Annotated in this window: 16 protein-coding genes and 1 riboswitch; of the genes, 5 read left to right on the top strand and 11 right to left on the bottom strand. The window is 51.7% G+C overall.

The genetic code is table 11. The features are described 5' to 3' along the window. Positions 1-7 precede the first annotated feature (7 nt). Together YWK_RS0115050 and YWK_RS0115045 are read right to left on the bottom strand one after the other, a co-directional pair. Complete coding sequence (locus YWK_RS0115050) at positions 8-787, bottom strand: sulfite exporter TauE/SafE family protein (RefSeq protein ID WP_026965450.1); 780 nt, start codon at positions 785-787, stop codon at positions 8-10. A gap of 143 nt (positions 788-930) precedes the next feature. Continuing rightward, positions 931-1,629, bottom strand: coding sequence for a phosphoadenylyl-sulfate reductase (locus YWK_RS0115045; RefSeq protein ID WP_245578635.1), 699 nt, complete (start codon positions 1,627-1,629; stop codon positions 931-933). A gap of 184 nt (positions 1,630-1,813) precedes the next feature. Then, a riboswitch (SAM riboswitch) is annotated at positions 1,814-1,920 on the top strand. A 110-nt stretch (positions 1,921-2,030) separates the two neighbouring features. On the opposite strand from YWK_RS0115045, the gene YWK_RS0115040 reads away from it, so the two are divergent. Together YWK_RS0115040 and YWK_RS0115035 are read left to right on the top strand one after the other, a co-directional pair. Further along, positions 2,031-3,191, top strand: coding sequence for a trans-sulfuration enzyme family protein (locus tag YWK_RS0115040; RefSeq protein ID WP_026965448.1), 1,161 nt, complete (start codon positions 2,031-2,033; stop codon positions 3,189-3,191). After that, on the top strand, positions 3,188-4,327 hold the full coding sequence (locus tag YWK_RS0115035; RefSeq protein ID WP_026965447.1) for a trans-sulfuration enzyme family protein: 1,140 nt from the start codon (positions 3,188-3,190) through the stop codon (positions 4,325-4,327). The genes YWK_RS0115040 and YWK_RS0115035 overlap by 4 nt, the downstream gene beginning before the upstream one ends. Before the next feature lie 157 nt (positions 4,328-4,484). Here YWK_RS0115035 and YWK_RS0115030 read toward each other — a convergent pair whose 3' ends face one another. From YWK_RS0115030 to YWK_RS0115020, 3 genes are read right to left on the bottom strand one after another with little or no spacing between them, the layout of a single operon-like run. Further along, a complete protein-coding gene (locus tag YWK_RS0115030; protein WP_026965446.1) occupies positions 4,485-5,558 on the bottom strand; it encodes an ABC transporter substrate-binding protein in 1,074 nt (357 codons plus the stop codon). Between the two features lie 25 nt (positions 5,559-5,583). Beyond that, complete coding sequence (locus tag YWK_RS0115025) at positions 5,584-6,435, bottom strand: ABC transporter permease (RefSeq protein WP_084453759.1); 852 nt, start codon at positions 6,433-6,435, stop codon at positions 5,584-5,586. After that, positions 6,419-7,258 carry an ABC transporter ATP-binding protein gene (locus YWK_RS0115020; RefSeq protein WP_084453758.1) on the bottom strand — a complete coding sequence of 280 codons (840 nt, stop codon included), beginning with the start codon at positions 7,256-7,258 and terminating at the stop codon, positions 6,419-6,421. The genes YWK_RS0115025 and YWK_RS0115020 overlap by 17 nt, the downstream gene beginning before the upstream one ends. A 305-nt stretch (positions 7,259-7,563) precedes the next feature. Between YWK_RS0115020 and YWK_RS0115015 the strand changes: the two genes are divergently transcribed. Both YWK_RS0115015 and YWK_RS0115010 read left to right on the top strand, forming a co-directional pair. Continuing rightward, complete coding sequence (locus tag YWK_RS0115015) at positions 7,564-9,162, top strand: ATP-binding protein (RefSeq protein WP_051375644.1); 1,599 nt, start codon at positions 7,564-7,566, stop codon at positions 9,160-9,162. Beyond that, a complete protein-coding gene (locus tag YWK_RS0115010) occupies positions 9,153-9,851 on the top strand; it encodes a response regulator (RefSeq protein ID WP_051375643.1) in 699 nt (232 codons plus the stop codon). The genes YWK_RS0115015 and YWK_RS0115010 overlap by 10 nt, the downstream gene beginning before the upstream one ends. On the opposite strand, the gene YWK_RS0115005 is transcribed toward YWK_RS0115010, so the two are convergent. Together YWK_RS0115005 and bcaP are read right to left on the bottom strand one after the other, a co-directional pair. After that, entirely contained in the window at positions 9,852-11,342 is a 1,491-nt protein-coding gene (locus YWK_RS0115005; protein WP_026965441.1) for a UDP-N-acetylmuramoyl-L-alanyl-D-glutamate--2,6-diaminopimelate ligase, read from the bottom strand. A gap of 383 nt (positions 11,343-11,725) precedes the next feature. Continuing rightward, positions 11,726-13,156, bottom strand: coding sequence for a branched-chain amino acid transporter BcaP (gene bcaP / locus YWK_RS0115000; protein ID WP_026965440.1), 1,431 nt, complete (start codon positions 13,154-13,156; stop codon positions 11,726-11,728). A 469-nt stretch (positions 13,157-13,625) separates the two neighbouring features. On the opposite strand from bcaP, the gene YWK_RS0114995 reads away from it, so the two are divergent. Continuing rightward, positions 13,626-14,675 (top strand): zinc-dependent alcohol dehydrogenase family protein, encoded by a 1,050-nt coding sequence (locus tag YWK_RS0114995; RefSeq protein ID WP_026965439.1) that lies wholly within the window; start codon positions 13,626-13,628, stop codon positions 14,673-14,675. A gap of 124 nt (positions 14,676-14,799) precedes the next feature. Here YWK_RS0114995 and YWK_RS0114990 read toward each other — a convergent pair whose 3' ends face one another. The 4 genes from YWK_RS0114990 to YWK_RS0114975 form a co-directional block, all read right to left on the bottom strand. Next, positions 14,800-15,156 carry a spore coat protein gene (locus tag YWK_RS0114990; protein WP_026965438.1) on the bottom strand — a complete coding sequence of 119 codons (357 nt, stop codon included), beginning with the start codon at positions 15,154-15,156 and terminating at the stop codon, positions 14,800-14,802. A gap of 14 nt (positions 15,157-15,170) precedes the next feature. Further along, positions 15,171-15,515, bottom strand: a complete 345-nt coding sequence (locus YWK_RS20180) for a hypothetical protein (protein WP_245578634.1) — start codon at positions 15,513-15,515, stop codon at positions 15,171-15,173. A gap of 643 nt (positions 15,516-16,158) precedes the next feature. After that, the gene (locus YWK_RS0114980; protein ID WP_026965437.1) at positions 16,159-16,938 is read right to left on the bottom strand and encodes a M15 family metallopeptidase; all 780 of its coding nucleotides are present in this window, start codon (positions 16,936-16,938) and stop codon (positions 16,159-16,161) included. A 137-nt stretch (positions 16,939-17,075) separates the two neighbouring features. Next, positions 17,076-17,978: an aldo/keto reductase gene (locus YWK_RS0114975; protein WP_026965436.1), complete on the bottom strand. Its 903-nt coding sequence runs from the start codon at positions 17,976-17,978 to the stop codon at positions 17,076-17,078. Positions 17,979-18,080: the final 102 nt, after the last annotated feature.

Below are 18,080 nucleotides of genomic sequence, written 5' to 3'. Positions count from 1 at the left end.
TTGTGGGTTATTTCGCGAGTAAATTCCAGCTGGACCAGCCGAGCATCATGACAATCGCGGTTTGGACCGCCCACTCTGGCATGCGGACGGTCATGCGACTGCCCACGAGGATGCCAGGTATAGACCCGCACAACAGCGCGAACACCATAGGCAAATCCACGTTGCCAAAGGCCAGGTGCGCAATCCCGCCCACACCGGTCACTAACATGCCCTGCAAGATGTCTGTACCGACCAACTTCGCCGCAGATATGGGATACAGCAGGCCGAGAACAGCGATATACAGACTGCCGCTCCCGACCGAAGTCATGCCAACGACTGCTCCAGCAAAAAAACCGAGTGACGCCAACTTCCACCGCAACGTAGGTTTTGGTTCACTTGTCGTTGGCTTGACTCGATGACGAGCCAGCCAGCGCCAGATCATCGCGGCAAGTGCGAGGATGTAGACAACGCCAAGCAGTCGGCCGACGAGCGTGTTCACCTCGTGTTCCGGGTAGTGGCGCAACAACAATCCAATCACTGTGGCTCCAATCAGCGCTCCCGGTACGCTCCCGTAGGCGAGCCAGCGGAAAGCGAGGAAATCAACTGTTTTCTGGTAGATATGTTGGATGGAGCCGACGACTTTGGTGACCGACGAGTAGAGTAGATCCGTTCCAACAGCAACCGTCGGGTGCATGTGCAACATAAAAATCATCAAGGGCGTCATCACGGAACCGCCCCCCATGCCCGTGAGACCGATGAGGCTGCCGACGACGAATCCGACGCATGCAATCTTCCAATCCACGGTCATCCTCCTACGCACCACCCCATCGTGAGCCGGCGACTTCGGCGATTTGCCATTGTGACAACTAGTTCAACACACGAAGTGTTTCACACAGTCATGAAACACTTCGTGTGATGACGAAACGACGCTAGTGAAATCTTGCAAATCGCTCACTTGTGAAGACCGCACTCCGTTTTCTCAAAACCTGCCCACCGCCCGCTGCGCGGATCTTCCCCAGGCTTTACAGGACGAGTACAATGGAAACAACCGATGCTCGGGTAACCTTGGTCGTGCAGAGGATTGTAGGGAACGTCGTGGTCTCGGATGTACTTCCATACTTGCCCCTCTGTCCAAGTGGCCAGCGGATTGACTTTGACCAAATTGAACTTTCTATCTACTTCAAACACCTGCGCGTTCGCACGTGTCGGTGCTTGTTCGCGGCGTATCCCTGTAATCCACCCATCAAACTTGGCCAGCGTCTCGGTCAACGGTTGAACCTTTCGAATATTGCAGCATTGGTTGGGGTCACGTTCCCAAAGCGCATCGCCGAATTGTGACGCCTGCTCTTCGAGCGTCAACTTCGGTCGTACCTGCAGCAAGTTGGGAATGCCGTACTTCGCCACGGCCCGATCCCGCAATGCATACGTCTCCTCAAACAAAACGTCCGTGTCGAGATAGAATACAGTGGTCTGAGGAGCAATGGACATCAGCATGTCGAGCAACACCATATCCTCCGCACCGAAACTGCAGGCAAACGTCAGGTTTGCAATCTCTTGTACCGCCACCTGCAGGATTTCCTGCGGACTTGCATACTCTAACTCCGTGGCCAAACGGGCGATGTGATCAGTATCCAATACGCCTTGAGCCAACTCCATCACCCCATATTCCGATGAGTATTATTTAAATTGACCTGCAAGCATGGTACCCCCACTTTAGTTCACGTGTCAATCCCCATTCTTATAAATTTCACAACACACTCACTTCAGAAATAGTTTGACGAGCGGGTGACATGAATGATATATTTTCTCCAACATCACAACGGAATAGGTCGAACTCTTATCCAGAGCGGCGGAGGGACTGGCCCGATGAAGCCCGGCAACCACCGGAGAAATCCGGAGAGGTGCTAATTCCTGCAGGTGCATGCACCTGAGAGATGAGAGGAGTGCCCTTTGTCTGACCGTCGCCAGACACACCCACTCCTCGCGAGTGGGTTTTTTGTTGACCTGGTGGAGTCTGCCGAGTCTAGTGGGAAATGAGGGAGGACATCGACATGCAAATTGAAACCATCTGTTCGCAAGCCGGGAACCGCAAAGACCCGAGTACGGGAGCCATTTCCATTCCAATCCATCACTCCACCACGTACGGACACCCTGGTTTCGGGCAATCCACTGGTTTTGACTACACACGCAGCCTCAATCCGACGCGCCTCGCTCTGGAAGACACCCTGGCCAGCCTTCACAACGGGATTCGCGGATTCGCCTTCTCCTCTGGTATGGCAGCCATTGACGCAGTAACCCGCCTATTTCGTCCCGGAGACCACGTTCTGTTGTCCGACGATTTGTACGGCGGCACATATCGGTTGTTCGAGCAGCTTCTGCGCCCCGTCGGCGTTGATGCCACTTACGTCGATACGTCCAACCTCTCCGCTGTCGAATCGAACGTCCGTCCCACCACCGTGGCACTGTTTGTCGAGACCCCAAGCAATCCCACGTTGAAAGTGACAAATATCCAGGCTTGCGCCCATCTCGCGCGGGCAAAAAACCTGCTGCTCATTGTAGACAACACGTTTATGACGCCTTATCACCAGCGTCCACTGGATCTCGGTGCAGACATTGTGGTTGAGTCCGCGACCAAGTATCTATGCGGCCACAACGACGTGTTAGCCGGAACACTGGTGGTTCGCGATGCAGCACTCGCCGACAAGTTATACTTCATCCAGAACTCCGTCGGCGCCGTCCTCGGCCCCCAAGACGCATGGTTACTGTTGCGCGGTATCAAGACGCTGCACCTCCGTATGGAACGGCACGAAGAAAACGCCCGCAAACTGGCCAGCTGGTTGGTACAACATCCACTGGTCTCCCGCGTGTATTACCCTGGTTTGCAAGAGCACCCTGGTCGGTCCATTCACGAGCAGCAGTCGAGGGGATATGGCGGAATGATATCGTTTGAAGTGCACAGCGCAGACTGGATTGCTCCGTTTCTCGAACATCTCCGTGTGATCACGTTTGCCGAGAGCCTGGGCGGCGTAGAGTCGCTGATCACGTACCCGGCGCGTCAAACGCATTGCGACATTCCAGAAGATATGCGGAATCGCTGCGGAGTGACGGACAGGTTGCTTCGACTTTCCGTCGGAATCGAGAGCGCAGACGACTTAATGACAGATATCCATGCAGCCCTAACATCCGCAAGGCAGGAGGTGACGGTGGGATGAAGTTTGACACATTGGCCCTGCATACCGGGGTTGAGATTTGCCCACACACGGGCGCTTCGTCGGTCCCCATTTTCCAATCCTCCACCTTTCACTGGGAGAGCCTCGACGATACACCCAAATTTGACTATGCGCGCTCGGGGAATCCGACACGCGCAGCGCTAGAACACGCCATTGCGGCATTGGAAGGAGCCCGCCATGGATTCGCGTTCAGCTCGGGCATGGCGGCTATCACCGGTGTGCTGCTCACCCTCTCGGCCGGGAGCCACATCATTGCCTGTGAAGACGTGTACGGTGGCACGTTCCGCGCGCTGACCAAAGTGTTCACGCGGCTCGGGATTGAAACAACGTTTGTCGATACGACGGACTTGAACCAGATTGAAGCCGCCATTCGCCCACAAACCCGGGCCATCTACCTGGAGACACCGTCCAACCCGAATCTTCGCGTGACAGATTTGGCAGGCGCGGTTCACATCGCGCGCGACCACGGCCTGCTGTCCATCGTGGACAACACGTTTATGTCCCCTTGTCTGCAAAATCCTCACGCACTCGGCGCAGATGTCGTCGTGCATTCAGCGACCAAGTTTCTCGGCGGGCACTCCGACGTTGTAGCCGGCGTTGCGACCTGCAACGACGATGATTTAGCCGAAGAAATCTACCTCATTCAGAACGGATGCGGCGGCGTCCTCGGGCCCCAAGATAGCTGGCTGCTGATGCGCGGCATCAAGACACTCCCCTTGAGAATTCGTCAAAGCCAGGCCACAGCCAGTCAGATTGCCGCCTACTTGAGCCAACACAGCAAAGTGCACAACGTCTTTTACCCAGGCCTGCCCACACATCCTGGGGCGGAGATTCACCAACGGCAAGCGCAGGGGCCAGGAGCCGTGCTGTCGTTTGACTTAGGGTCTTCAGATGCCGTACGCAGGTTCGTCGAACACTTACATGTACCCATCTTTGCCGTGAGCCTCGGCGCTGTGGAAACCATTTTGTCCTATCCTGCACGCATGTCTCATGCCGCCATGCCGGAAGAACAGCGTCGCCGATTGGGGATTACGGACGGATTGCTTCGCCTGTCCGTAGGACTTGAAGACGCAGAAGATTTATTGGAGGACTTGGAGCACGCGCTGAGGAAAATCTGACTCCTGGGCGGTAGGGATTCGTCTCACATGCACAATGGTCCTCACACCAATGAAAAGGGTACCAATCCGGCCGATTGGTACCCTCTCTGTCACCCAGACCTCCTATACCAATAGGTAGGGCGAAGAACTCTGGGCCTCAAAACCAGGAGATACGCCATCAGTGACCCTGCAACGCCTTGTCCACGAATTGTGTCGTGTACGTAGCAGACAAGTTAATGTTTGCGTGTTTGAGCTGCGGGTTGAACGCGGTCAATACGTTCAAGACGGTCTCCGGACCATTCGTCGGCATTTTGCCGTCCGGTGTGAACATCGGCATACTCTTCGTCAGCGCCATCAGGTACATTTGCTTGTTTCCAGCATAGTACTCCGATGGAAGTTGGTCAGCGATTTGCTCCGGTGTATGCGTATGAATGTATTGCATCGTCTTCACAAAAGCGTCCGCAAGTTTTTGAACGACGTCTGGATGGGCTTGAACATAGTCCGCTTTCATATAGAAACACGACGCGGGATAGGTGCCACCAAGTACTTTGTTCATGGCATCCACTGACGCCATGTCAACCAACGGAAATGCAAGGTTCTTTTGTTCCAAGAGAGAGACGGTAGGTTCCGTGGTGACAGCTGCGTCAATCCGTCCCTGCTGCATCGCCGCGATAAGCGTCTGACCCGCGCCCACCGGCACCGGCGTGTAGCTTGATGCCGAATTGCCGCCCTTGACGACAAGGTAGCTCGCGAGGAAGTTCGTGGACGATCCGAGGTCTGTGACTCCAATTTTCTTCCCTTTCAGGTCGGCTAACGTCTTGATTTGGTTTTTCTCGCTGTTGACCACCATCAATCGCTCGCCCGGTGTCGCGTTCAACTGAACCACGTCGACCAAGTTTTTGCCCTTTGCCTGCAAGTCAATAATGTGGTCGTAAAACCCAACCACGCCGTCGACTTGCCCGGAGACCAATTCGTCTTCAGCACTTACGCCAGCAGTCTCATCGAGTAACTGTACATTCAGCCCTTCTTGTTTGAAATAGCCGAGGCGAGCTGTCAATTCCGCCGGCAGATAGATAATCTTGGACATGCCGCCAACCATGATTTTTATGGTCGGTGCAGAACTACTACTCCCCCCTGAGTTGGATGTCTTGGCGTCTGACGTTGGACTCGAATTCGTTCCGCAACCTGTTACCAGCAATGCGAACGCGGAAATCGCAGCAATGCCCGTGCTGAGTTTGAAGCGCAGTTTCATTTGACCATCTCCCTGAGTTTCGTTTTTATTTGGCCGTTGAACGCCACACAACGAATCGGCGTTCCAAACGAGTGACCAACCAATCCGCCAACAACGATGTGATGGACAGCAGTACCATCCCGGCAAAGACCCCGGTTGTGTCGAATGAACCTTGTGCTTCAGATATGAGGAAACCAAGTCCTTTGGTGGCGCCAATGAACTCTCCAACCACCGCGCCGGTCAACGCAAAACCAAAACTGGTGTGCAGACTGGAAAGAATCCACGTCAGCGCAGATGGGATAATCACGTGCCGCGCAAGCTGGCGCTGATTCGCCCCCAAAAGCAGGGCGTTATTGACGAGATTTCGATCCACTTCTCGAACGCCTTGAAAGGCGTTGAAGAACACGATGAAGAAGGTGAGCGTCACCCCGAGTGCGACTTTTGATGGCATACCAAGGCCAAACCAAACAATGAAAATCGGGGCCAGCACGACTCTGGGCAATGCATTCAGCATCGTAATGTAAGGACCAAAGATATCCGACAACAACTTGTTCCTGCCGAGCAGGTACCCCATCACGACACCCAGAATCGTGCCGATGATGAAAGAAATCACCGTTTCTTCAAATGTCACGACAAAATGTTCGTACAGCGGGCCAGCACTCGTCCCGTCTACCACCCATGTCTCAATGTGCTTCACAATGTCCACCGGGCTGGAGAAGAAAAATGGGTCAATCCAATGCCGACTGGAAAGGAGCTGCCACGACCCGACAATGAGAGCAAAGACGAGAATTTGCAGCACAAGTGTCCGCAGGCGATTTCGAATGGCTTGTGAGCGAAGCGCATTTTTCCGCGCTGTCATTTCAATTTGAGTTTGACTTACGTTAGTGGAGCTGTGCATAACTTGTCATCACCTCATCTCTCAAGTCATTCCAGATTTGTTGGTGGAGTTTTAAGAATTCCGGATCGAACCGGATTTCCGCGACGTTGCGGGGCCGCTCCAGGTCAATTCGGTAATCTCCCTTGATGGTGGCGGCTGGTCCAGCCGTCATCACAATGACCCGATCACTGAGTGCAATGGCTTCTTCAAGGTCGTGTGTGATAAACACCACGGATGCGGAAGTTTCCTCCCAAATGGACAGCAGTTCATTTTCCATCACCGAACGGGTGTGAACGTCGAGGGCTGAAAACGATTCGTCCATCAAGAGGATCTCTGGCTGCATAATCAGGCACTGTGCAAGGGCAACGCGTTTGCGCATGCCGCCGGACAGCCGACTAGGGTAGTGGTTCTCAAACCCTTTCAACCCGACTCTTTCAATCCAGTGCCGCGCTTGTTCGTAGGCCTCGGATTTTTTCATTCCGTGCAGTCTCAGGCCGAGTGACACGTTGTCGATGACGGTTTTCCACGGAAACGTATTGTCCGTTTGAAACACGCACGCTGCCGACGGATTGATACCTTGCAACAAGGTTCCACCAATTTGAATTTTGCCGGCGGTGGGTGCTTCAAAGCCGGCAATCAGATTCAGCGTCGTTGACTTACCACACCCTGATGGACCGACAATGGAACAAAATTCGCCCTTGCCGATTTGGAGGTTGATGTCCTGTAGAACGGTGTGGATTTCTCCTGTAGGCTTGATATATTCTTTTGTAACCGCTTTCAGATTGATCACAGGCGTCGAGGCATTGTCTGGAGCAACATATCGAACCATTCTCTCAGTTGTCATTTGTACCACCACCCATAACTGATTGGAATTTGTCTGTTATAGGTCAAAACATAAGCCAAATCCAATAGCCTGAATAGATATTTGACGAATTGTTTCAATGATTCGGTTTTAATGATTTTGACGATTTTGGCAGACTGAAAATGGGGTATCTGTCTCTGTGTATGGACGCTGAGGAAGTCTACTCAAGTATCCGTGGCGGGAGGTACATCGAGGTCGTGAATTGGAACCATTCATCGATTTATGTCTATGATAGTTGTAATATTATCAATAATTCAACAATCTATCAGTGTAAGGGTGGAATTCACGTGCGGAAGGCACGCCTCACACTCCGGGCGAAATTGAACTTATTTGTCGGCCTGAACGCGCTGCTTGGATTTCTCCTTGTCGCATCCGGCTTTTCATACATCACCATCAAAGACGAGTTTCAGGACAAGGGAGAGCAGTCTTTACAAATTGCGGAAACTGTCGCGGATATGCCCCAAATCATACAGGCGTTCCACGCGAAGAACCCGCCAAGCATCATAGAACCTCTCGTGGAGCGGATCCGACGCACCGTCGGTGCCGAATTTATCGTCGTGGGAAACATGCAACTCGTCCGATACAGCCACCCTGACCCCAGTCAAATCGGAAAGAAAATGGTCGGGGGTGACGATGAAATCGTACTGCAAGGGAAAACAAGCATTACGAAGGCAGTGGGAACCCTTGGCTTATCCATCCGCGGTAAGGCGCCCATTTTCGACGCAAACCACCGGCAAATTGGCGTTGTATCTGTTGGGTTCCTCGTCAGCGATATCTGGAAGCAAATTGGAATGTCGTTAATGGAAGTCATTGGCTTGAGCACAGGCGCCTTCCTCATGACTTTGTTGGGTGCGCATCTCTTATCTGGTCACGTCAAACGGCAAATTTTCGGAATGGAGCCGTCCGAAATCGCACAATTGGTTCAAGAACAATCCGCCATCTTACAATCCATCCAAGAAGGCATTCTGGCTGTAGACAGCACAGGACACATCAGCGCGTGCAACCAACAAGCAAAGCGGATTCTGGATTTGGAAGCTCACGATTTGTTAGGAAAGGAGCCAGAAGACGTTGTGCCGTACCCGCGACTCTGTACAGTCATTTCCGACGGCCCAGATTACGTTGATCTACCCATGATCATCGGAAACACAATGATTATGGTCAACCGCGTACCAGTGCTTCTCAACAATGAAGCGATGGGTGCTGTCATCACCTTCCGAGATAAGATGCAGCTGGACCAAATGGAACGGCGTCTGGAAGATATTGAGCGCTATGCGGACGCCTTGCGCAGTCAGCGACATGAGTTTATGAATCGCTTACACACCATTTCCGGACTAATTCAGTTAGAGGAGTACGACCTCGTCCGTGAACTCATCGATGACATCAACGGAGAACAGCACCAACTACTTTCCTTTTTCGCACATCGAATCCGCGATCCGGCGGTTCTGGCCATCATTGTCGGCAAGATTCACCGGGCTCGGGAGCTTGGTATCCAGTTGACCATCGACTCCGCGTCAAAACTGTCCGAACACTGCCCCCATCGCGATGTTGTCGTCACAGTCCTTGGCAACGCGATTGAAAACGCTTTAGAAGCTTTGGCGGGTGAAAGAACCAAAAGCCGCGAACCCATGGTGACCGTGTATCTGAATGATGAAGGAGAGTCTTTCACGCTGACTGTAAAGGACACCGGCCCAGGCATTCACCCGCAACTCGGAAGTCGAATTTTTGAGGACGGAGTCACCACGAAAGGTCCGGGTCGCGGTTTTGGTTTGTCACTGTGTTCTCAAATGGTCGCCAATGCAAACGGCAAATTGTCCATTCTCTCGTCTTCCCAGGGAGCCATCCTGGAAATGGTCCTGCCGAAAGGGGAAATCGTGGAATGCCGATGACAAATGTCCTAAAGGTCTTGGTCGTGGACGATGACTTTATGATTGCGCGACTTCACGCAAAGTACATCGATGCGCAGTCGCATTACAAGGTCCTCGATACAGCGTACACCGGTGAGGAAACATTACATCTGTTAAAGCAAAATCCTCCCGACTTACTGGTTCTCGACGTCTATTTGCCCGACAAAAGCGGGCTCGATGTCCTGAGTGAAATCCGTTCTCAAAAGATCCCTTGTGACGTCATTCTCATTACCGCGGCCAAAGAATTGGAAGTCGTTGAAGAGGGTTTTCGTTTAGGAATTTTTGATTATCTGATGAAACCCTTTAACTTGGAACGTCTCGGTGAATCCCTGCAGAAGTATGCCCAGTACAAGAAACGATTGTCCATGTCACTGTCCGTCGACCAGAAAGTAGTGGACCATTTGAAACAAATCCGCGCGACGGGCGTGCAGAAGCACGAAGGCGAATCTGGTATTGACCGGCGAACCCTTGACCGCATTGGCAGGGCGCTGGAGCAAGCAGGAAGGGCATGCACTGCGGAAGAAGTCGCCGAGCTGGCCGGAGTCAGCCGTTCTACAGCACGGACATATCTCGATTACTTGGTTGAAAAACAGATTGCGGCGGAAGCGTTGTCCTATGGAACTGTTGGGCGACCTCGACGCCTCTTCCGTATCGTTGAGTACCGACTGTAATCAAGACAGCAAACCAAGTTGACTCCAAAACTCTCGTACAACTTGTTTGTCGTTAAAGGGAACTTCTGTTTGCCCTAGAATTTGTACTGTCTCGTGGCCCTTGCCTGCAATGACGACGACATCCCCAGATCTCGCGCGTTCGAGGGCAAACCATATCGCTTCGCGACGGTCCGAGATTACGCGATACGCGGATTTTGGTACTTCACGTCGCACGTAATCAGAGGTCATGTCTCTCAATATAGAATCCGGGTCTTCTGTCCGCGTATTATCCAGCGTTAAAACAGGAAAATCGCTCAGTTCGAGTGCGATGTTGGCCATCACTGGACGCTTGTATCTATCCCTATCCCCTTCACACCCAAACACACAATATACCCGTCCGGAACTGACCTGTCGGGCGGTGACTAACAAATTCTTCAAGGCGTCAGGGTTATGCGCGTAGTCAACAATCACCTTTACCCCATTCCGGGATACCAGCGTGTCAAAACGACCTTCCACACCATGAAAACTCTCCAGTGCTGCCACCATCTGCTCCATCGGAATCTCGTGGGCCACCCCTGTACAGAGAGCAGCCAGCGCGTTGTAGACATTGTAGACGCCAGGAAGTCGCCAGTGTATGTGCACTCGAGATCCCAGGCCTTGGACGGTAAAGGACGTGCCCGATGGTGTTACACAAATATCTTCTGCCCTTACGTTTGCTCTTGATGACGTTCCGTAGGTCAGGATGCGCGCTTTCGTAGCGCGTGCATACACTTCAGAACTACTGTCATCGACGTTGAGAATGGCATAGGACGCATGTCCTGCGTCAGCAGATGGCAATGCGGAAAACAGTATTTTTTTAGCCTCTTGATACTCAGCAAAACTACGATGGTAGTCGAGATGGTCGTGCGTAAGGTTTGTAAACACACCTGTATGAAAGTGGCACTCGCGGACACGCCCCATGTGTAATGCGTGGGAGGATACCTCCATCACGGCGTACTTGGCACCGTGTTCAACCATGATATTTAGATATCGTTGAATCTCTAGGCTTTCCGGCGTAGTATTCCGCGTCTTTTCCGTATAATTACCGACAGTCATTCCTAAGGTTCCAATGGACCCGCTCGGGTTGCCAGACTCATTCAGCATGTGATTCAGCAACTGTACGGTCGTCGTTTTCCCGTTCGTCCCAGTCACGCCGATGAGTTTCAACTTTCTGCTGGGATGGTGATAAAACTGTGCAGCAATGACTGCCAGCGCAGCCCTCGAATCCGGTACGACGACCACGGGGACGTGTTTCGGAACGGAGAGCTCCCGTTCGGCGACGACAGCAATCGCGCCGCGTCCGATGGCATCATGAACGAATGCATGACCATCTTGGGCCGTTCCCGTGAGACACACGAAGAGGTCACCTGGGTTCACCTTGCGAGAATCAAACGCAATCCCTTTGATGTCCAGATTCAACTCCGCTTCTATGCGACAGGTTGTGAGTGGGGACAACAATCCGGAGAGTCTCATGTCGACATCCCATCTTTACGGAATATGAAACCGCTATGATCTTCATTGCCCCAAACTACCACTGCAGTTTTAAGATGAGATGAAAAGTTCCTAAGAATTTCATAAGGGAATCTTCGGGGTCGCGTCCTACCACATCATGTAAGGAAGGGCCCTGTCATTGATGAAAATCAAAAAGACGATGCCTGATTCGCTACAGGATGCAGCGCGGAGAGTAGACGCAGCTTGTGATAGCGCATTCATACATCCTACACAGCCAAAGTCGGCCGATATGTAACACGGAGCAGGGCTGTCATGGTCGGTACGGTCCAAACAGACTCGCATCCGCCCATGAATCAACGACTGCTCCGTTATCGTTCATCTGTGCGTTTATGAAACGCATTCCGTTATGACATTCTCATTAAAGTTGGCTCCTCCACTGAAACATCTTCTTGTTGCGCCAACTTACTGTGCCGACGGCCATAGGTGAAGTACACAACCAGACCAATGGCAAACCAAATGACAAAGCTAATCCACGTGGTATGAGACAGTTGCAAGAGTAGGTAGCCACAGGAAATGACAGCTAAAATCGGAATCCATGGAACCAATGGGACTTTAAAAGCTCTCTTCAGATTCGGCTCCGTCTTGCGAAGTACCACGACACCTATCGAGACAGCCACAAAGGCAAACAACGTGCCGATATTAGTGAGATCCGCAAGGCGATCCAATGGCACGATACCAGCGACCAACGATACGACAATGCCCGTCGTCCAAGTTGAAATGACCGGAACGCGACGTTTCGGATTAACCCTTGATAATGCCTTTGGTAAAAGCCCATCTCGGCTAATCGCGTACAGAAGCCGTGTTTGTCCATAGCTCATCACTAAGAGCACCGTGGTAATCCCCAGCAATGCAGCGAGTGAAATCAGCCCGGAAAACATGTTTTGGTGTACGTATTGCATCGCAAAAGCAACTGGGTCTTTCACATCCAAAAGACGATACGGAACCATCCCCGTTAAAACGAGGGATACAGCAATATACAACACGGTACAAATCGCAAGCGATGCAATGATACCAATCGGCATGTCACGCTGGGGATTTCGCACTTCTTCGGCAGCGGTTGATACTGCATCAAAGCCAATATAGGCAAAAAATACAGTAGCAGCACCTGTGGTCACGCCGGAAAAGCCGAACGGCATAAACGGTGTCCAGTTTGCTGGTTTCACGTAAAAAACACCGACTACGATAAACAATAAGACGACAGAGATTTTGACGATAACCATCACGGCATTCATCCGTGCAGATTCCTTCGCTCCGCGTGTCAACAAGAAAGTAATCAGGAGCATAATCATCACTGCTGGTAAATCAAAATACGTTCCTTTGGCTGGGTTATACGCACTGGTCAAAACGGTTGGCAAATGTATCCCGAAACCTTGGAGCAAGCCTTGAAAATAGCCTGACCACCCACTCGCAACCGCGGCGCAAGCGAGTCCATATTCTAAAATCAAATCCCAACCTAAAATCCACGCAATCATCTCACCGAACGTCGAGTAACTATAAGTATATGCGCTACCCGAAACCGGCACAGTAGAAGCAAACTCGGCGTAACACAGTGCGGCGAATACACATGCAATCCCCGACAGAACAAAGGATAGAATCAACGCGGGTCCTGCATGTTCTGCTGCAACTACACCGGTCAGAACAAAGATACCCGTACCGATAATTGCACCAATACCAAGTGTCGTTAGATCAAACGCTCCTAACGATTTCTTCAGTGCAGAACTACCGAGTCCGGAGTTGTTACCCAGCGTTATTGGTTTCCTGCGAAATAAATTCACGTATTAGTACCTCCATGTGAAAATTATGTGAACGAAAAGTTTGACGATTTGAATCGGATTTTGTCGAATGCAATCATATTAGTATGAAACATATAAATAAACAATATTGAAAAATATCCATATAGTTTACCAATATATAACGACACTCAGTGATTGGCAAGATCGGTTGGATTGGTGAGGGGTCAGAAAGAATAACTATCAGAAGATTACANTTTCTCGGATTGAAGCTATAATGGAGTTAGCGAACAGTGAGGGGGGATGCATGTAAAAACAATTGAAAGCGCTTACTACACTCGGGCTACAAGATGGAACTGTTATCGAATCAGCTGAAACAACCCTCAAAAGAGAACCCTCCGGAGGAATGTCCTGAAGATTCACCCATAACATGAATATCGGTCACCGTAAGTCGCAACGGACCATCTTTGGTCTCTCTCATCTAAAAAAGCAAATGAAAAAGGAGCTGAGTTCATTGAAAGCTGCACGCGTTGTCGAACATCGCACACCTCTGGTCATTGAAAACATCCCTGATCCGACGCCAGGCCCCCAGGACGCGGTGGTTCGTGTGGAGGCCAGTGGAATTTGTCGGAGTGATTGGCACGCATGGATGGGAGACTGGTCATGGATTGGACTAGCCCCCGAATTGCCGATTACTCCGGGACATGAATTTGGCGGCGAAGTGGTGGCGTTAGGCAAGGACGTCCAAGGATTCAAGATTGGCGACAAAGTCACCGTACCCTTTCATTACGCTTGCGGCCATTGTGAGTATTGCCATAGCGGGGTTCCGAACCGATGTGAAAACTTAGGAATTTACGGTTTCAACTGGGATGGAAGTTTTGCCGAATATGTCGTCGTGCGAAATGCGAGTTTCAATTTAATCCCCCTCCCTGAAAATGTCGACGCGGTGACGGCAGCTGCCATTGGCTGTCGATTTATGACCGGTTATCACGGTGTGATGCGTGGCAACGTCAAGCCAGGTGAATGGGTTGCCATTCATGGCGCAGGCGGTGTAGGTCTGTCCGCGATTCAAACAGCTTACGCGGTAGGTGCCCAGGTTATCGCAGTGGATGTGGACGATGAGAAGCTGGAAAAAGCGCGACAGGAAGGCGCGGTCGCTGGCGTCAATGCGCGTAAAGAAATCGTACCGGAAGCCATCAAAGAAATCACAAAGGGTGGCGCACATGTTGGAATCGACGCCTTAGGAATTAAGGAAACAGTACTCAATTCTGTGTCTTCCTTACGCAAAGGTGGTCGACACGTGCAAATCGGTTTAACGACCTCGGAAGAAGGCGGATTCGTCGCATTACCGATGGACTTCATCACCTGCGCAGAGATTGAAATTGTGGGTAGTTTGGGCATTCCCCATCCGGATTATCGAGGGCTGTTGTCTTTGGTGTCAGAAGGTCGCCTGAACCCGAAATCACTTGTTGAGCGAGAGGTGTACCTAGAGGACGTCAATGAAGTGTTTGATAACATGACCCATTTTCGGACAAAAGGATTCAATGTCATCACAAGGTTTTGACAGGCCGCCCTGGGCGGGTACACCCATGTGCAGTTTGCCAATGAGCTCACGCAGCAAGAGGCTTTCTGGCAAGAAGGGTTGAACAAGGTTGAGCCCACCGATACCTCGTGTGGGCTCGTCATGTCTATTGCAAAGTTTGATGACCGCTTCCGTACGGGAACTGCGTAGAGTAATTCTGAAACTGTTGTTGTGCCTGCTGAATTCTTTGCGGTGTCTCGGCCTCGAGCTTGTACCAACCTTTTTTAAACATCATGTTGTACGCATCTCTCGAAGCCTGATGCGTCTCCGTCAGAACGGTCATCACCGTTTGGTGCAGACGGTCGTGGCTTGCCTCACGTGCCGCCGTGTTGAAGCTGTCTGTCAAGTATTTTTCTGTTGACAGAATATCGTTCAGCCTGTCTCTGTCATTCATCTGCGGTCCTTTGACCTTTGGCTCGTTGGCGGGTTTCGGGTTTTGGATGGTCCGGTTCTGTTGTTGCATTGCGCGCTCCCTCCTTAATGCATTTGCGCCGTGGCACCCTGCGCACTTGTGTTTGCAGGTGTAGGTTGGCACTGTTGGAGCAATAGATTGTAGTGCCGCTCGTGCATCTTCTCAATGTTCTCGATGCACGCTCTAACCTCTGGATCTGTGCACTCCTGTGCGTAATGCGCACACTTTTTCATCGCAATGAGTTCCCACGACATCTCGTCCTTCAGATAACTCAAATCCTTCGAAGTGATGACCTGTGGCGGCGTCTGCATCACCGCTTGTTGCTGTATTTGGTTTTGCTGCTGCATTTGACTGAGTGCCTGAGCCTGGTTCTGTCCTGGCATACCCTGCTGCTGATTCTGTCCCTGCATCCCTTCCATCTCCTTTCGCCCGATTCTGGATTAGGTTCCCTTGACGGTAGGCAAGTTATTCATTACCGGTGCCGGCCACCCTACTGCAAAGACCGCAACAGTTGAATCATCTATCCCGATCCGCATTGATCTTGTATTCTGGGTTATCCACTTACTTATCCACGAACTTATCCACACTGTGCAGTGGATATTGTGGATATGTGCAAAATCGGTGTGGATAAGCAGCGACCTTACCCACATAACAGGCTAGTCTGAATTCCCTGCGAATCGATGAAATGGCCATCTACGGTACTGTCCTTTGTCCTCGTAAATGTAGGTGCCACAAGGCTTTTTTGGTGATCTCCATGGCAGAGTTCATTCGCAGGAACTGGACTTATCCACAGCTTTGGATTGGTTGTGGACAAGTTGTTCACAGCAAAAAGACCCTAGCCATCACAGCCAGGGTCTGATCACCGGAAAACAGCAGTTCACACGACTACCTTCCGAGAAAGGCAAGCACATCGCCAGCAATTTCTTGCGGCCTCATTCTCTGTGGGGATAACACTGATGCGTTTCCAATGCTCGCCAATCCAGGATGGATGGCTGTGGACAAACGCGTCAGGGAACAACATTTTGGTGCCCCCCGCCTTTTCGCCCCCGATGGTTATACCGGTGTTTTATCCAAGTATTCTTCCAGCGTCATTCCCTTTTTCGTCATCACTTCCGCCACTTCTTGCCCCACGTAACGGAGATGCCAAGGTTCATACTTATACCCAGTGATAGCTTCTTTACCTTTGGGGTAGCGGATGATAAATCCAAACTTATACGCATGTTTCGCCAGCCAGGTTGCTTCCTTCGTATTGGCAAATGCGTCCGTCACTGCATACTGGCCGGTGCTGCCACTCACGTCAATAGCGAGACCGGTCTCGTGCTCACTTTCACCAGGTAACGCGCTGTAGCGATTGGCCGCTGGGTAGCCGTCCTGTTTGGCGTAATCGTCGAACAACCATTTTTGCGTGGCATACGCACGGTAGGCTGACACCCCTGACAGGTAAATACCGTCTCTTTTCGCCGCAGCAAACATCTGCTCCAGCGCTTCAGCGGCAGGCTTGCGCATGAGCCGTTTCTCGCTTTTTCCAGAAAAGATGAACGGCACGTTCGGATCTACCAAATCCGGTGGCGTGTAGTTGGCGGGCAATGCGAAGTCCTTGTTCACCAGCACCTCAAGACTGGTGGGATTCGAAACCACCTGAACGGCGTCTGGCGGTGCCGCATGTGACAGCGACGCTGCGTTGGGCTTGTCTGTTGTTGTTTTCAACGAATTTCGCTTGATCTGGGGAGAATCGGAGAGTGGTCGAGTCGTATCAAACGCCCAGTGCATGCCGCCATAAGCGGCGGCAACAAGAACGACTGACACAATGAGGCTTGTCCGAATATTGCGCATGGTGTATCCCCCTTATGTCCAAGTCATTACGCCGCGTGGGGGCAAAAGTTGCACGTATACACCTTTCACTGTAGCCCTTTGCAAAGGCGGATATACCCTCTACATCGCTCTCCTTTCCATTGGTGGGACTATTCCACTCAACGATGTGCTTCGTACTGTTGCGGCTTGAGGTATGACCGAATGCACGAGAGCTCCTCCGGTGACAGCGAGCGGGTCGGCACACTATCCAGGTTCTCGAGTAACTGTTCCAAACGACTCGCACCAGGGATGGCCACGGTCACAGCCGGATGCGCGAAAATGTAGGCAAACGCCAACTCGGTCAATGTTCTGTCTGTACCCATCCTTTCACCCAGCTGTTGGCGCACAGTCCGAATCTCAGGGGCCGTGTAATCCAGAAAACGCTCTTGGCCGCTTTTCCCCTTTGTGGACAGCCACCCACGCGCCAGCGGGCCACGTGCAATCACACTAATATTGTGATCTTGAAGCAGATCCAATACGCTCTCCTCGGGGCGCCTATCCAACAGACTGTATTGGCTCATCACACTGACGATATTTGAGCGCCGGACGTACTCCCGAATCACGTTCGGCCGAATGGAGGAAATCCCGTAGTACCGAATCAGTCCTTCCGACTTCAGCTGCTCGAAGGCTTCGATAATGTCGTCTATCGGGTCTTCCAAAGTGCCTCCATGTAATTGATACAGGTCAATATAGTCCGTTTGCAGGCGGCGTAAGCTGTCGCGAACGGCATGAAGAATATAGTCTTTCGTGGGCCCCCAGTACCATCCTGGCTTGCCCGGTTCCCAACGATTGCCCACTTTGGTGGCAAGGATGACATCCCGACGGCGGTGTTTGAGCGCCTTCCCGACCCACTCTTCGTTCAATCCTTGACCGTACAAGTCAGCTGTATCAAAAAAGTTTGCGCCTTTCTCCAACGCAGCATGAATCAGTTCCCGCGCATTCTCTTCCGATGTGAACGACATACACCCCACACCTATGGGGTACACCCATAAGTCGCTTGTACCAAGGCGCCTCTTGTCCATGTTTCATCTCCCGTCCCGCTGGTATATGTGTCCAGTATACAGCACGCAATCAAACAGTGGGGCACGTGTCATCCACACGTGCCCCGGGATATTCGCTCGCTG

The sequence above is a fragment of the Alicyclobacillus pomorum DSM 14955 genome (assembly GCF_000472905.1).
Classification (GTDB): domain Bacteria; phylum Bacillota; class Bacilli; order Alicyclobacillales; family Alicyclobacillaceae; genus Alicyclobacillus_A; species Alicyclobacillus_A pomorum.
This window is presented reverse-complemented; position numbering and strand designations above follow the sequence as displayed.